We start from the raw sequence: 15,075 nt of genomic DNA on the forward strand, positions 1-15,075 counted from the left end.
GCGATAAAAGTATTATCTGCCTGCCATTGAGCGATATCTGCCTGGCTGGCTTTAATATTCTCCAAGCTTAAAAAGCTTCCCAAATCAAAAGCAAAAAAAGCAGCTATCGCTACCATTATCACTGAAATTATAATTATTTTTTTCATTTTAAATCCTATATTTAGGCGAAACCATCTACCTCTCTAAACGATCTTCTGATCTGAAACAGAATCATCAGGTCTAAATCTGATCACCTTTTTAGATAATATTAAAGGGTTGAACAGTCACTTTTTGATTTACTGTTATAAGACCAGCGCTCGCAACTATAAATTTCATTATTTATTTTATTTTGTTTTCATGGCACTTTTCAACAATAAAAGATCTGCCAAACGATTTATTGTGTCGATTATTTAGGGTTGGGAGTATGCTGTTATTTTGTCATTAACTGTGCGAGTGCCGAAAACAAAAAAGCATACCTAAGTATGCTTTTCTTTAAACAGTGATTTACTAAGCAGCAAACTAGTTACGGGTACGGCCCGTATTACGACGGCGTTCACCCGCTTTACGATGTTGGCTATGCTTTTTCACCGCACGGCGAATACGCGATTGGGTATTTTTCACTTTACTGATATCAACCTGTACTTTGGTTTCTGTTTCTTTTGGCATATCAACCAGTTTACGCAGATAGTTCACTTCTTTAAGATTTAGCTCAATCCAGCCACCTTGCGGCAACTGTTTTTCTAAATGGATATTACCGTAACGTACACGCATTAAACGGCTTACCTGTACACCTTGGCTTTCCCATAAACGGCGCACTTCACGGGTACGCCCTTCGGTTAAAACAACGTGGAACCAACGGTTGATCCCCTCACCACCCGACTCTTTAATTGACAGGAACTTAGCTTCACCATCGTCTAATTTCACCCCCATCCGTAAGCGGTTAAGCATCGCCTCATTAACATCACCAAATATACGCACCGCATATTCGCGTTCAACTTGCTGACTTGGGTGCATCATTTTATTGGCAAATTCACCGTCAGTAGTAAATAGCAGTAAACCGGATGTATTAATATCTAATCGACCAATGGAGATCCAGCGCGCACCATTTAAACGCGGTAAACGTTCAAACACAGTTTTACGCCCTTCCTCGTCACTGCGCGTACAAATTTCACCCTCGGGTTTGTTGTAGGCAAGAATTCGGCAGATCTCTTTCTCGGCACTCTTATTTTTTATCATATGACCATCAACACGTATAACTTGATCTTCGGTCACCCGCTCACCAAGAGAAACAACTTTACCATCAATGCTGACACGCCCTTCTGCAATAACGGCTTCCATTTTACGGCGTGAACCTAGACCTGCGCGTGCTAATACTTTTTGTAATTTTTCACTCATTTTAACTTTTCCTTTGGGTAATTCTCATTATGCCAACAGTGGCCAAGGCCACTTATTATTTTGAATCTTTTATTGAAATGGGGTTATATCGCCCGCACCTTCGCGGACCACAACCACACTGTCGTCTGAAAAATCGACCACTGTGGTCGGTGACTCACCGAGATAGCCCCCGTTTAAAATCAGGTCTACCTGATTCTCTAATTGATCACGAATCTCTTCGGGATCAAACTCTGTACTCTGGAAGCCCGGCAGAATCAAACTGGTGGTCATTAATGGTTCGCCTAACTCTGCCAGCAATGCCAATGCGATGACATTATTGGGAATACGGATACCAATAGTACGTTTGGCAGGGTTCATCAAACGCTTTGGTAAGTCTTTAGTTGATTTAAAGATGAAGGTATAGGCACCCGGTGTATTATTTTTCAACGCGCGGAACGCCTGATTATCAACGCGGGCATAAGTGGCTATTTCTGAGAGATCGCTACATGCCAGCGTAAAGTTATGTTTTTTATCTAAATCTCGAATCTTGCAGATTTTGTCCAAACCGTGTTTATTATCCATAGTACAGCCCAAAGCATAACCGGAATCGGTTGGGTAGATAATCACCCCCCCTTTTTTTAGAATTTCAACAGTCTGTTTTATCAAACGTACTTGTGGGTTTTCCGGGTGTATATAAAAAAATTGACTCATAATATTTCTTCTTTGATAGCTAAAGCTTGATAACTTGGCCAGTCACTCCATATTGGTTTTGCAATCTCCGGTAGATGTAACGCTTTACCGAGATCTCGCCAGCGACCGACAAAATGAAAATCGCTCCCTTGTGAAGCAAGTAGATCATACTCATTACTCCACATCGCTAATTGCAGGCGCATTTGCGGCGATTGTTGCCCCATCGCCACTTCCATGGCATCGCCATTAAATTCTTTAAACTCTGTAAACAGACGGCGCATCCATTTATTCGATAATTTGTAATGGTTCGGGTGTGCTAAGATAGCTTGCCCGCCCGCCTGATGAATAATATCAATAGCCTGTTCCAGATCGACCCAATTGTGGGGCACATAAGCGGTATTACCACGGCTCAGATATTTATCAAACACTTTTTGGAAAGTGGCCGCCACACCAATTTCAACTAAGTGGCGCGCAAAATGTGCTCGTGTGATTGCGCCCTCTCCCGCTAGTCGTTTCGCTGCTTCATAAACGCCGGGAATATTTGCTTTTTCCAAACGCCGCCCCATCTCCACAGCGCGACTTTCACGCTTTTCTTTTTGCGCTGTAATTAAATCAGTTAACACGCCATGCTGCGGGTTTATATTGACACCGACCAGATGAATTTCATGGTTTAGCCAGTTAGTGGTGATTTCGATGCCATCAATTAGGGTTAACTTTAAATTTTGCTCAATAATAGCTTGCCGCGCGGGCGCCAACCCATCAACCGTATCATGATCTGTAATCGCTAAAATATTGACTTGACGATTCGCTGCTCGTTCGACTAATTCTTTGGCGGTTAACTGACCATCCGAGGCTTTAGTATGTGAGTGAAGATCAATTAACATGAATATCCTAAAAATCATCTTGACATTAACAGCAGAATCGCAAAAAATAGATGTCTAAATTTATGGGACATATAATATATGATTTTATCTACAATTACTCTTAAAGATTCTTGGTGGCACTCATTCTCTTAAGCGAGCAATGAGGTTTTTGTATAGTGTAATTTCCCAAAAAACCAAATTTTAAAGCTCGCAAATTGCGGGCTTTTTTTGTATTTGGCGCTTTAAAATTAGAAATAAAATAAAATTAGAGAAATAAAATGAACATAATCAATATCCTTACACAGCGTTGGCGATGGCAATAATAGAAACCGCAATCAACAAAAGCCATTAAATAGCAGTCAAAAGGATTAGAAAATGAATACACTTCACCCAATTGGGGTTTTAAAAAGCATTGAAGTCGAGTGCGGATATATTGAAAACTCACTCGCCTTATTCCAACGTATCACAGAAAATGAGGTCAACAATCTGCTCTTAGACTCCGCTGAAATTGAGAGTAAAGCGCACCTTAAAAGCTTAATGCTGATAGATAGCTGCATGAAAATAACCTGCCGCGGTTTAGTCGTTAACTTCGAGGCATTAACCGATAACGGTAAAGATTTACTGACATTTATTACACCGCAATTTTCAATCCAACTTATTAGCGGGCAATCTCCGACACAATTACAACTCACTTTTCCTAAATCAGATAGCAGTGGTGATGAAGATCAGCGCCTCAAATCAGCATCTCCAGTTGATGCGCTGCGCTGTATCGTTGCTAAAATAAAAAAACGCTCAGCACATAGCCAGGCACTCTTTCTTGGCGGCGTTTTTGCCTATGATTTCATCGCCACCTTTGAAGATCTGCTCGCGGTACCTGAGAGTGACAATATCTGCCCTGACTTTATGTTTTATGTCGCAGAAACTCTGTTAATTCAAGATCATCAAACCCAAAAAAGTCAGATACTCGGCAGCGTTTTTGGCGGTTTATATTCAGATGAAAACGAACTGCGCATTAACTCACGACTGACGCAACTGCAAGCTCTATGCAACGACTTTACCGCCCCGGACGATCACTTCGTCCCGCTAATTGGTAAAGTAACAACGGATGTTTCCGACAACCAATATTGCGCTATTGTTAAGCAGCTAAAAGAGTACATAGTAAAAGGCGATATTTTCCAAGTTGTCCCTTCGCGCAGTTTTTCACTCTCTTGTCCAAATCCTCTCGCAGCTTACGCCAAGCTAAAAGAAACAAATCCAAGCCCTTACATGTTTTATTTACAAGACAGTGATTTTGTTCTGTTTGGCGCATCCCCCGAGAGCGCGCTTAAATATACGCAAAGTTCAAATGAAGTAGAAATTTATCCGATTGCCGGTACACGCGGCCGTGGCTTTAATCCCGATGGTTCAATCAATCAAGATTTAGACGGTCGTTTAGAGCTGGAATTACGCTTAGATAAAAAAGAGACCTCTGAGCACTTAATGCTGGTTGATTTAGCGCGTAACGATGTGGCCCGTATCAGTGAACCCGGCTCACGCCATGTTGCCGACCTCCTAAAAGTTGATCGCTACAGCCATGTGATGCATCTGGTTTCGCGGGTAGTGGGCAAGTTACGCCAGGATTTTGATGCGCTGCATGCCTATCAAGCCTGTATGAACATGGGCACCTTAGTCGGCGCGCCAAAAATCCGCGCCTCCGATCTGGTGCGCCAAGTAGAGCAAAAACGGCGCGGAAGCTACGGCGGCGCAGTGGGTTATATCAATGGTTGCGGTGATATGGATACCTGTATCGTTATCCGCTCGGCATTTGTTAAAGATGGCATTGCCCAAGCACAGGCGGGAGCAGGCGTTGTTTTTGACTCAGACCCTCAATCCGAAGCCGATGAAACACGCGGCAAAGCAGCCGCTGTATTAAATGCTATCGCGTTAGCACACGGCAGCACACTTGCTGACGTTTTAGCCGCCGTTTCAGGAGAATAAGCAGATGAATACAACGACAAAACAAACACTCTTTTTTCTGGATAACTTTGACTCCTTTACTTACAACCTAGTCGACCAGTTTAAAACGCTCGGTTACCCGGTAAAAATATACCGCAATAGTTTATCTGCCCAGCAGGTAAAATCCCATATTGATAATTGTGAAAATGAAGCCGTTTTAATTCTTTCTCCCGGCCCAGGCGCACCCAGCGCGGCAGGCTGTATGATTGAGCTAATAGGTTTATGTAAAGGGCAGATTCCTATCATAGGTATCTGCTTAGGACATCAAGCCCTGATTGAACAATACGGCGGAGTTGTGGGACAAGCCGAAGTCATTATGCACGGCAAATCATCGTTAATCAGCCATTGTGGCGACCGTATGTTTGCAGGGTTAAAGCAGCCCCTGTCGGTCGCCCGTTATCACTCTTTAGTTGGCACAACAGTGCCGGATTCACTGGAAGTGGTCGCTGATTTTAATGGCATGTGCATGGCCGTTTACAATGAAAAAGACAAGGTGATAGGTTTTCAATTTCACCCTGAATCAATTTTAACCTGTGAAGGCGCAAAATTATTAGAAACCAGTTTGAATCTGGTTACCAGCAAAGGGACTATTTAAATGAGTCAGTTAAATGTTCATCAGATATTAGAGCAACTGTATGCCGGAAAGTCACTTTCAAGTGAACAGAGCCAAGCTTTTTTTGAACGCGTCGTACAAGGTGAAATCGATGAAATCATTCTATCTTCCGCGTTAACCGCACTGAAAATAAAAGGGGAAACACCGGATGAGATAACGGGGGCTGCCAAGGCGCTACTTGCGCAAGCGAAAAGCTTCCCGCGTCCAGATTACCCCTTTAGCGATATTGTTGGTACCGGCGGTGATGGTTTGGGCACCATTAACATATCCACGGCCAGCGCGTTTGTGGCGGCAGCTTGCGGCCTAAAAGTGTGTAAACATGGTAGCCGCAGTGTTTCCAGTAAATCAGGTTCTTCAGACCTGCTTGCCGCATTCGGGGTTAATTTAAATATGACCCCGGAAGTCGCGCGTCACTGTTTGGACACGCTTAATATCTGCTTTATTTTTGCCCCGCAATATCATGCCGGGATGCGTTTTGCCGCCCCGGTGCGCGGCGCGCTTAAAACACGTTCAATATTTAATCTATTGGGCCCGCTGGTCAATCCTGCCCGCCCGGATTTTGAACTAATGGGCGTCTATGCACCTGAGCTTTTAAGACCGATTGCAGAAGTGCATAAGCAATTGGGAATGAAGCGTGTAATGGTGGTTTTTGGCAGCGGCTTAGACGAAGTTGCCCTGCACGGCGAAACACAAGTGGCCGAATTGATTGATGGCGAGATAAAAGAATACAGATTAACACCGGCCGACTTTGGCGTACCGCGCTACCCTGTAGAGGCTATTTTCGGCGGCGATGCAGAGCAGAATAGAGTAATTATCGAACAAATATTACAAGGTAAGGGCAGCGATGCACAGCAAGCCGCCGTGGCGATTAACGTCTCCGCCTTACTGGTCTTAAATGGACTCGCGGATAACTTTAAACAGGGTACAAAAATGGCACTTGATATGATGTTAACAGGCAAGCCTTTACAATTAATGCAACAATTAGCGGAGCAAAGCCAATGTTAAACGATCAAAGTCTGCAAGACACTATTCTGGGTAAAATTGTTGACGATAAAATTGAGTGGGTTAAAGCGCGCCAGCAACAGCAGCCTTTGATTCAGTTTAAAGATCAACTGACCATGAGTGACCGTCATTTCTACGCGGCGCTGGATCAAGATAAAAGCGTTTTTATTTTAGAGTGTAAAAAAGCTTCTCCCTCAAAAGGGCTGATTAGAGAAGAGTTTGATTTAGACTTGATAGCCGGCACTTATGCACGCTATGCCAGCGCAATCTCAGTGCTAACCGATGAGAAATATTTTCAAGGTAATTTTGAATTTGTTACAACAGTGCGCGAGCAGGTAACTCAACCTGTTATATGCAAAGACTTTATTATTGATCCCTACCAAATTTATCTGGCTCGCTACTATCAGGCAGATGCGATTTTACTGATGTTATCTGTGCTCGATGATGATGCCTATCAGGCTTATCGCGATACCGCACACAGTCTTAATATGGGCGTGCTCACCGAAGTCAGCAATGAGCATGAACTGGTGCGCGCAATCGCCTTAGGTGCGAATGTAATCGGCATTAATAACCGTAACTTGCGCGATCTCAGTATCGATCTTAATCGCAGCAAAAATCTGGCGGTAAAAATACCGGCGGATAGAATTGTGATTTCAGAATCAGGAATCTATAACCATGCGCAGGTGAAAGATTTAAGCCGCTATGTCAATGGCTTTTTAGTGGGCAGCTCAATTATGAGCCAGCACAATATTGACCGCGCTTGTCGCCGTTTAATAGTGGGTGAAAACAAGGTCTGTGGATTAACCAATCCGCGTGATGCGGCAATTGTTTATCAGGCAGGCGCTGTCTATGGCGGTTTGATTTTTGCTGATGCATCACCGCGTTTTGTGGATATGGAACAGGCACGTCTCACTATGGTTGGCGCCCCGCTACTCTATGTGGGTGTTTTCCAAAATGAAGATCCAGAGCTTATCGCTTATACCGCTAAACATCTTGGCCTAAGTGCGGTGCAACTCCATGGCGATGAAACGCCTAAATATGTGAAAACACTGCGCGCACTATTACCTGAAAAATGTGAAATTTGGAAGGCGCACGGCATCAGCGACAGCTTACCCGATTTCGCTAAATATAATGTCCAAAAACATCTCCTTGATACCCGTTGTGGCACCCAAACCGGCGGCACAGGTAAAGCATTTGATTGGTCGCTACTCGATGGCGCGGATATAGATAAAAGTAAAATCATACTCGCTGGCGGCTTAACACCTGACAATGCGCAGCAAGCCGCGCTGATTGGTTGTGCGGGATTAGACTTTAACTCCGGGGTCGAGCTTAGCCCGGGTAAAAAAGACAAAAGTAAAGTAGATGCCGCATTTGCCGCAATCAAAAGTTATATGCAACGTAATTCAGAAAAGGTATAAATAAAATGGAAGAATTAAATCCGTATTTCGGTGATTTCGGTGGCATGTTTGTACCACAAATTCTCGTACCGGCATTAAAGCAGTTAGAAGCGGCGTTTTTAAAAGCACAATCTGATCCTGAATTTATCGCCGAATTTTCAGAGCTATTAACCGAATATGCAGGGCGCCCTACTCCCCTTACCTTATGTCGCAATCTAACCAAGGGTAAAAAAACCAAACTGTACCTTAAACGTGAAGATTTGCTCCACGGCGGCGCGCATAAAACCAACCAGGTATTAGGTCAAGCGCTGCTGGCTAAACGTATGGGTAAAAATGAAATCATTGCTGAAACGGGGGCTGGCCAGCATGGTGTCGCCACCGCGTTAGCCTGTGCATTGCTCGGTTTGAAATGCAAAATTTATATGGGCGCTGTCGATTGTGATCGTCAAAAACCCAATGTTTTCCGTATGCGTTTAATGGGCGCGGAAGTGATTCCAGTAACATCTGGCTCAGCAACGTTAAAAGATGCCTGTAATGAAGCCTTGCGCGATTGGGCCGGCAGCTATGAAACGACCCACTATCTATTGGGCACAGCAGCAGGTCCCCACCCGTTCCCGACCATTGTGCGTGAATTTCAAAAAATCATTGGCGAAGAAGCAAAGCAGCAGTGTTTAAAAAAAGAGGGGATTTTACCCGATAAAGTGATCGCTTGTGTCGGTGGCGGCTCTAACGCGATTGGTATCTTTAACGATTTTATCGAAGATGAAAATGTTGAATTGATTGGCGTTGAACCCGGCGGACATGGCATCGAAACGGGTAAACATGGCTGCCCTATCTCCTATGGCTCACAAGGGATCTTCTTTGGTATGCATTCATTAATGATGCAAGATAAACATGGTCAGGTAAAAGAATCTTACTCAATATCAGCTGGACTTGATTTCCCCTCGGTTGGTCCGCAACATGCACACCTCGCCGCAACAGGGCGCGCGCAATATGTAAATGCAACAGATGACGAAGCATTAGCGGCTTTTAAAGCACTTTCTGAACAGGAAGGCATTATCCCGGCACTGGAGTCCGCCCACGCATTGGCACATGCACTTAAAATTATTGAAAATGACGATAAAGAACAGATTATTATTGTTAACCTATCCGGCCGCGGTGATAAAGATATCTTTACTGTTGCAAAAATTTTTGAAGAAAGAGGAATTTTCTAATGAGCAAACGTTATCAGGCTTTATTTAACCGTCTTGAAACTGAAAATCAGGGCGCATTCGTTCCTTTTGTAACGATTGGCGATCCCAACCGTGAACTTTCTATTAAAATTATTGACTCATTAGTAACGGCTGGCGCTGATGCGCTGGAGTTGGGGATCCCTTTTTCAGATCCGGTTGCCGATGGCATAGTGATTCAAAATGCATCAATGCGCGCTTTACATTCAGGCGCGACACCGGATAGCTGTTTTGAGATCATCACTGAAATTCGCAAACTGCACCCGACAGTGCCAATCGGTTTGCTGCTCTACGTTAACCTTGTCTACCGTAACGGCATCGAAAACTTTTATGAGCGTTGTGCAAAAGCGGGCGTGGATTCGGTATTAATTGCGGATGCGCCACTGGAAGAGAGCGCACCTTATCGTGCAGCCGCCAAAAAATTTGGCATTCGCCAGATTTTTATCGCGCCGCCCAATGGCTCCGAGGAAACCCTGCAAAAAGTAGCCGAATTTGGCAGTGGTTACACCTACCTGCTTAGCCGTGCCGGTGTTACCGGTTCGGACGCTAAGGCGGGAATGCCGGTTGACCATATGTTAGCAACGCTCAATAAACATAAGGCGCCCCCTTCACTGCTTGGTTTTGGTATTTCCACACCGTCTCAGGTGAAAGAGGCTATTAAATTGGGTGCTGCAGGGGCAATATCAGGTTCAGCGGTGGTTAAAATTATCGAACAGAATCTTGATAACCCCGAACTGTTACTGACTGAAATGCACAAGTTCATCAGTAAAATGAAATTAGCAACGCATAAATAATATGTTAATGTGGGCTTGCCAACTTTTACAAAAGAGACAAACATGAAACAATTTTTTGAATTCATTCCACTGGTTATATTTTTTGCCGTCTATAAGATGGTTGATATTTATGCCGCCACTGCATCCTTAATGATAACAACCGGGTTGCTGCTCGCTTATAACTATTTTAAACATGGTAAAGTTGAAAAAATGCATCTCATCACCTTTTTGATGGTCTTAGTATTTGGCAGTTTCACATTGATTTTACATGATGATGTTTTTATTAAGTGGAAGGTCACGGTTGTTTATGCCCTGTTTGCAATCGCCTTGTTAGCTAGCCAATTGATCTATAAAAAACCAATTATCAAGCAGATGCTTGGAAAAGAGCTTAGCTTACCGGACAATATTTGGAATAACTTAAATGTTGCATGGGCCCTCTTTTTTGCAGCCTTAGCGGTGTTAAATCTGTATGTCGCATTTAATCTACCACAAGATGTCTGGGTGAATTTTAAAGTATTTGGACTGTTGGGGGTTACGCTCGCCTTTACCGTATTAAGCGGCCTTTACCTCTATAAATACTTACCAGCCACCGTAGAAAAAGAAAAAAAGGAATAACTATGTTATACGTTATTTTTTCGCGCGATGTAGTAAACAGCTTGGCGCTGCGCCAACAGGCTCGACCTGCACATATTGCACGTTTACAAGCCTTAAATGAACAAGGTCGCTTATTGGTGGCAGGGCCAAATCCTGCTATTGATAGTGAAGATCCGGGTGAAGCGGGATTTACCGGCTCAACCGTGATCGCCGAGTTTACCTCCCTGCAAGATGCACAAACATGGGCGGATGACGACCCTTATGTTGCAGCGGGTGTTTACGCTAATGTGATTGTAAAACCGTTCAAAAAAGTACTGCCTTAGCCGATAAACAGATAATTAACTGTTTGAAATCCGCTGTTAAGCCATTAACAGCGGATTTTTTTATGCCTTGATTTTAATAAAACTTAGATAATTTCATATTCTTTTTTTAGGAAGTGATCAAGTATGGCGCAGGAAAAATTAGCACTAACAAGGCGTGAGTTGCAGGAGATAGTTGTTCTCACTTCACAAAAATCGTATGGAACGATTTTGAACAGCTTTAGCTGATCACGAAGTGGTGAAGAACAGGACGTTCTGAATAAAACTCACAACGTAGTTAGCGTTGATTTTAACAAGCTAGACTGTTCACCTTTTTAGTTCCTTTGGTATTAGTTTCATTTATGGCCGGAGCCTGCGATACTGCGTTCTATTACGTTTTCAATCGCAATCATGAAACTCGAACTGCAGGAACAATATGGACAAACCCTTAGAAAAACAACTGACCTCCTGGTTAAAAATACAGAAAGAAGCTTGTGGTTTTTATCTCAATTTAACAGTGATATTTGGCTTATTAACTGGCTTCGCCCTGATAGTACAAGCCTACTTAATCTCTACTATCCTGCATGGCATCATTATTCTCACCCTTCCTAAGTCTGACTTCAGCAATGAGTTTTTATACTTACTGGCGTTAGTTCCAGTGCGTGCATTACTTGCCTATGCCCGTGAACGAAGCGGTTTCGAAGCAGGTAAACGGCTACGGTTACAAATTCGCAGTGCAGTACTGGATAAAATCAGTGAGTTAGGGCCTGCTTTCATCAAAGGTAAACCCGCGGGCAGTTGGGCAACGATTGTGCTTGAACAAGTTGAAGACTTACACGATTTTTATGCGCGATACTTACCGCAGATGATACTGGCCGGTTTTATTCCACTCACAATTTTGGTCGTTGTATTTCCGTTAAACTGGGCTGCCGGACTTATTTTATTATGCACGGCACCACTGATCCCAATATTTATGATTTTTGTTGGTGCGGGGGCAGCAGATGCCAACCGTAAGAATTTCAGTGCTTTGGCAAAGCTAAGTGGCCATTTTATGGACCGTTTAAAAGGATTAAATACCTTAAAGCTATTTAATCGAGGTGAAGCAGAAGGAAAGGAGATTGAAGCAGCCTCTGAATCATTTCGTAAAAAAACCATGTCCGTATTACGTCTCGCCTTTTTAAGCTCGGCGGTACTAGAGTTCTTTGCCGCTATCTCTATCGCATTGCTCGCTATTTATTTTGGTTTCAGTTTCTTAGGTCACTTTAATTTTGGTGATTATGATGCGGGATTTAGTCTGTTTGCAGGTATGTTTGTCTTGATGCTTGCGCCTGAATTTTATCAGCCATTACGCGATATGGGCACCCATTATCATGCTAAGGCACAGGCGATTGGTGCAGCTGAAGAGTTGATGACATTATTAGAATATAAGCTGGAAACGAGCGCGCAAACAACATTATCTACTGACAAAAGCACAACTCACAAAACAATAAACTGGCATGCTGGACTAGAGATAGTTGCGTCTGATTTTACAGTAAAGAGTCATTCAGGCATTACCTTAGCAGGGCCACTCAGTTTTCAACTTAATAATGGCCAACATATGGCGGTTGTCGGTCCGAGCGGCGCGGGTAAAAGCAGCCTCTTAAATGGTTTATTGGGTTTTTTACCCTATCAAGGCTCGCTTACAATTAATGGTATTGAGTTAAACGAATTAGCCGTATCACAATGGCGCGCTCATTTGGCATGGCTTGGCCAAGATCCGCAGCTTTTCCATGGCACTGTACGTGATAACGTGGCGATGGCCTCCCCAAAAATGCAGGATGAGACGGTTCGATCGTTATTAGCGAAGGCCAAAGTACTCGACTTTGTTAATCAACAAGCATTGGGATTAGAGCACCCGATTGGCGAGCAAATGGCAGGTCTTTCCGTGGGGCAAGCGCAGCGTATCGCATTAGCGCGTGCGCTTGGGCAAGATGCAGCGCTATTTTTATTAGATGAGCCGACAGCAAGTTTGGACAGACATAATGAACAAGCGGTGCTCAGTGCATTGCGTGAGGCAATGATAAACTCATCCTGTTTGATGGTTACCCATAGATTAGATCAGTTGCAGCAAATGGATACTGTTTTAGTGTTAGATAAAGGGATAATCGTTCAACAAGGCAGTTTCGAGCATTTAAACAACATACCGGGGTTATTTAAGCAGATGCAGAGCGATGATTCCGAGCAAGAAAATAAGGAGCTTAACTGATGAGAGCCTTACTACCTTTTATTAAATTGTTTAAGCATCAATGGTTAATGATGTTGATCGGTTTGTTTTTAAGTATTACCTCATTAATCGCCGGTATCGGTTTATTATCACTTTCAGGATGGTTTTTATCAGCATCTGCCGTGGCAGGGCTAACTCTAATAACCGCACAAGCGTTTAACTATTTAACGCCCGCGGGTGGCGTTCGCTTTCTCTCTATAATGCGAACCGCAAGTCGATACGGTGAGCGTTTAGCGACCCACGAAGCAACGTTTAAACTGCTAACTCAGCTTCGTGTCTGGGCCTGGCGTAAGGTGTTGCCGCTTAGTGCGCGTAATATGCAAAAGTTACGACAAGGAGAACTGCTCAATCGGTTAGTGGCTGATATCGATACCTTAGATCATCTTTATCTACGATTGATTACGCCAATGATAGCCGCATTATTAATGCTTGCTGGTTTGTATCTGTTTGTTGCCTGGATAGATGCGGAATTAGCACTGATTTTATCTGCCAGCCTGTTATTGATTTGGCTTATTTTACCTTGGATCTTCTATTTTCTTGGCCGAAAACCCGGTATTAAACAACTCGAAAGCAAACGATTATTACGCATCCAAATATTGGAATTTGTGCAGGGGTTAGCTGAAATTTCTCTGTTTGGGGCGCATGCACGCTTTCGTGAAAAATTAACACAATCTGAAACAAACCTTTTAGATAGCCAGCGTGCCATGGCAAATGTGACCGCATTTAGCCAGGCAGCATTGATCTTCTGCCATGGCATAGTCGTGGTGCTTATGCTTTATGTTGCTGCTTCTGGTATTGGTGAACATCAGCCGCCGGGGCCTATGTTAGCGATGGTAACTTTTATGGTGCTGGCCTGTATTGAAATGTTGATGCCTATTGCAGGTGCTTTTCAGCATCTCTCCTCTTGTGTCAATGCGGGCAAACGCGTTAATGAATTAGTTGAACAGGTACCGGAGATCGTATTTAACAATCAAAATAAAGCAACCATAAGACATGGCGCATTACAGCTCAAAGAGGTCGTGTTCTCATATAAAAATGGCAGCGAAGAGATACTCAAGGGAATTAATTTATCGATTAAAGCGGGTGAAAAGGTGGCGTTGTTAGGGCAAACGGGCTGCGGTAAATCAAGCTTACTCTCATTGATCACGCGGGAATGGCAGCCAAATTCCGGCAGTTTATTAGTTGATGGCGTAGATATTGACCAGTACAGCCAACAAGCCTTAACCGACGGGCTCTCCTTAGTGAGTCAACGTATTTATCTGTTTTCAGCCACACTAAGAAACAATTTGACCTTAGCGCAGCCGGATGCTCCTGAATTTTCAACCGATACAGAGCAAAAAGCGGCTCAAGAACGCAATGATAAACGTCTGATTGCAGTACTTAAAAAGGTCGGACTATCAGCATTAATCGAGGGAGAAAATCCTCTTGATGCATGGATAGGTGAAGGTGGCAGACAACTTTCTGGTGGTGAACAGCGCCGTATCGGTGTTGCAAGAGTGTTACTGCGTGATGCACCATTATTATTACTGGATGAGCCTACGGAAGGGTTAGATAAACGCACGGAAAGAGAGATCCTTTCTTTGTTATTTGAATTTGCTAAGGATAAAACCGTATTAATGATAAGCCATCGTCTGACCGCTATGACAAAAATGGATAAAATCCACTTAATGGAGGATGGCGTATTACGTGCTTCGGGTCATCATACTGATTTATTAGCAAGAGATGATTATTACGCCAGCCTCCATCAACAGTTACATTAGCGCTATAATTCTTATCTGTAGACGCCATGTTTTCGGCTTACGCTAATGAAAGTAACCTGATATCAGGTTACTTTCAGAGGACTGATAACTAAAAACTCGAATAATTCGGCGCAGTGAATTGTTCAAGCTTGAGTCCAACTAATATTTACAAAATCACCCGCTAATTCCATATTTCACTCTCTAAACCAAGCAGGCTTGCTGTTTTCGCACGCTATGAATTTGTCTAACTTCCAATCCGCTATAT

At 43.5% G+C, this 15,075-nt stretch carries 13 protein-coding genes; 10 read left to right on the plus strand and 3 right to left on the minus strand.

The genetic code is table 11. From position 1 onward, the window contains the following. Positions 1-498: 498 nt before the first annotated feature. The 3 genes from rluB to rnm form a co-directional block, all read right to left on the minus strand. On the minus strand, positions 499-1,374 hold the full coding sequence (rluB, locus tag ACJAT7_RS13810; RefSeq protein ID WP_415227385.1) for a 23S rRNA pseudouridine(2605) synthase RluB: 876 nt from the start codon (positions 1,372-1,374) through the stop codon (positions 499-501). A gap of 69 nt (positions 1,375-1,443) precedes the next feature. After that, positions 1,444-2,064: an L-threonylcarbamoyladenylate synthase gene (locus ACJAT7_RS13815; protein ID WP_415227386.1), complete on the minus strand. Its 621-nt coding sequence runs from the start codon at positions 2,062-2,064 to the stop codon at positions 1,444-1,446. Further along, positions 2,061-2,927: an RNase RNM gene (gene rnm, locus ACJAT7_RS13820; protein WP_415227387.1), complete on the minus strand. Its 867-nt coding sequence runs from the start codon at positions 2,925-2,927 to the stop codon at positions 2,061-2,063. Before rnm ends, ACJAT7_RS13815 begins: the two co-directional genes overlap by 4 nt. 354 nt (positions 2,928-3,281) lie before the next feature. On the opposite strand from rnm, the gene ACJAT7_RS13825 reads away from it, so the two are divergent. The 10 genes from ACJAT7_RS13825 (at position 3,282) to cydC (ending at position 14,831) form a co-directional block, all read left to right on the plus strand. Next, positions 3,282-4,883, plus strand: a complete 1,602-nt coding sequence (locus ACJAT7_RS13825; protein WP_415227388.1) for an anthranilate synthase component 1 — start codon at positions 3,282-3,284, stop codon at positions 4,881-4,883. A 4-nt stretch (positions 4,884-4,887) separates the two neighbouring features. Continuing rightward, on the plus strand, positions 4,888-5,496 hold the full coding sequence (locus ACJAT7_RS13830; RefSeq protein ID WP_415227389.1) for an aminodeoxychorismate/anthranilate synthase component II: 609 nt from the start codon (positions 4,888-4,890) through the stop codon (positions 5,494-5,496). Then, complete coding sequence (trpD, locus tag ACJAT7_RS13835; RefSeq protein ID WP_415227390.1) at positions 5,497-6,519, plus strand: anthranilate phosphoribosyltransferase; 1,023 nt, start codon at positions 5,497-5,499, stop codon at positions 6,517-6,519. It begins immediately after the preceding gene. Next, positions 6,513-7,934, plus strand: a complete 1,422-nt coding sequence (trpCF, locus tag ACJAT7_RS13840; RefSeq protein ID WP_415227391.1) for a bifunctional indole-3-glycerol-phosphate synthase TrpC/phosphoribosylanthranilate isomerase TrpF — start codon at positions 6,513-6,515, stop codon at positions 7,932-7,934. Before trpD ends, trpCF begins: the two co-directional genes overlap by 7 nt. Positions 7,935-7,939: 5 nt before the next feature. Continuing rightward, complete coding sequence (trpB, locus tag ACJAT7_RS13845) at positions 7,940-9,127, plus strand: tryptophan synthase subunit beta (RefSeq protein WP_415227392.1); 1,188 nt, start codon at positions 7,940-7,942, stop codon at positions 9,125-9,127. Continuing rightward, positions 9,127-9,936 carry a tryptophan synthase subunit alpha gene (trpA, locus tag ACJAT7_RS13850; RefSeq protein ID WP_415227393.1) on the plus strand — a complete coding sequence of 270 codons (810 nt, stop codon included), beginning with the start codon at positions 9,127-9,129 and terminating at the stop codon, positions 9,934-9,936. The genes trpB and trpA overlap by 1 nt, the downstream gene beginning before the upstream one ends. Before the next feature lie 42 nt (positions 9,937-9,978). After that, complete coding sequence (locus tag ACJAT7_RS13855) at positions 9,979-10,530, plus strand: septation protein A (RefSeq protein ID WP_415227394.1); 552 nt, start codon at positions 9,979-9,981, stop codon at positions 10,528-10,530. A 2-nt stretch (positions 10,531-10,532) separates the two neighbouring features. Next, positions 10,533-10,832, plus strand: coding sequence for a YciI family protein (locus tag ACJAT7_RS13860; RefSeq protein ID WP_415227395.1), 300 nt, complete (start codon positions 10,533-10,535; stop codon positions 10,830-10,832). 412 nt (positions 10,833-11,244) lie between these two features. After that, positions 11,245-13,053, plus strand: a complete 1,809-nt coding sequence (gene cydD, locus ACJAT7_RS13865; RefSeq protein ID WP_415227396.1) for a heme ABC transporter permease/ATP-binding protein CydD — start codon at positions 11,245-11,247, stop codon at positions 13,051-13,053. Then, complete coding sequence (gene cydC, locus ACJAT7_RS13870) at positions 13,053-14,831, plus strand: heme ABC transporter ATP-binding protein/permease CydC (protein ID WP_415227397.1); 1,779 nt, start codon at positions 13,053-13,055, stop codon at positions 14,829-14,831. The genes cydD and cydC overlap by 1 nt, the downstream gene beginning before the upstream one ends. Positions 14,832-15,075 lie beyond the last annotated feature (244 nt).

The organism is Psychromonas sp., from assembly GCF_047632995.1.
Classification (GTDB): Bacteria; Pseudomonadota; Gammaproteobacteria; order Enterobacterales; family Psychromonadaceae; genus Psychromonas.

What these genes read in the sequence shown, in the direction of transcription:
- rluB (WP_415227385.1), bottom strand. Translation starts at nt 1,374, where the DNA reads ATGAGTGAAAAATTACAAAAAGTATTAGCACGCGCAGGTCTAGGTTCA.
- ACJAT7_RS13815 (WP_415227386.1), bottom strand. Translation starts at nt 2,064, where the DNA reads ATGAGTCAATTTTTTTATATACACCCGGAAAACCCACAAGTACGTTTG.
- rnm (WP_415227387.1), bottom strand. Translation starts at nt 2,927, where the DNA reads ATGTTAATTGATCTTCACTCACATACTAAAGCCTCGGATGGTCAGTTA.
- ACJAT7_RS13825 (WP_415227388.1), top strand. Translation starts at nt 3,282, where the DNA reads ATGAATACACTTCACCCAATTGGGGTTTTAAAAAGCATTGAAGTCGAG.
- ACJAT7_RS13830 (WP_415227389.1), top strand. Translation starts at nt 4,888, where the DNA reads ATGAATACAACGACAAAACAAACACTCTTTTTTCTGGATAACTTTGAC.
- trpD (WP_415227390.1), top strand. Translation starts at nt 5,497, where the DNA reads ATGAGTCAGTTAAATGTTCATCAGATATTAGAGCAACTGTATGCCGGA.
- trpCF (WP_415227391.1), top strand. Translation starts at nt 6,513, where the DNA reads ATGTTAAACGATCAAAGTCTGCAAGACACTATTCTGGGTAAAATTGTT.
- trpB (WP_415227392.1), top strand. Translation starts at nt 7,940, where the DNA reads ATGGAAGAATTAAATCCGTATTTCGGTGATTTCGGTGGCATGTTTGTA.
- trpA (WP_415227393.1), top strand. Translation starts at nt 9,127, where the DNA reads ATGAGCAAACGTTATCAGGCTTTATTTAACCGTCTTGAAACTGAAAAT.
- ACJAT7_RS13855 (WP_415227394.1), top strand. Translation starts at nt 9,979, where the DNA reads ATGAAACAATTTTTTGAATTCATTCCACTGGTTATATTTTTTGCCGTC.
- ACJAT7_RS13860 (WP_415227395.1), top strand. Translation starts at nt 10,533, where the DNA reads ATGTTATACGTTATTTTTTCGCGCGATGTAGTAAACAGCTTGGCGCTG.
- cydD (WP_415227396.1), top strand. Translation starts at nt 11,245, where the DNA reads ATGGACAAACCCTTAGAAAAACAACTGACCTCCTGGTTAAAAATACAG.
- cydC (WP_415227397.1), top strand. Translation starts at nt 13,053, where the DNA reads ATGAGAGCCTTACTACCTTTTATTAAATTGTTTAAGCATCAATGGTTA.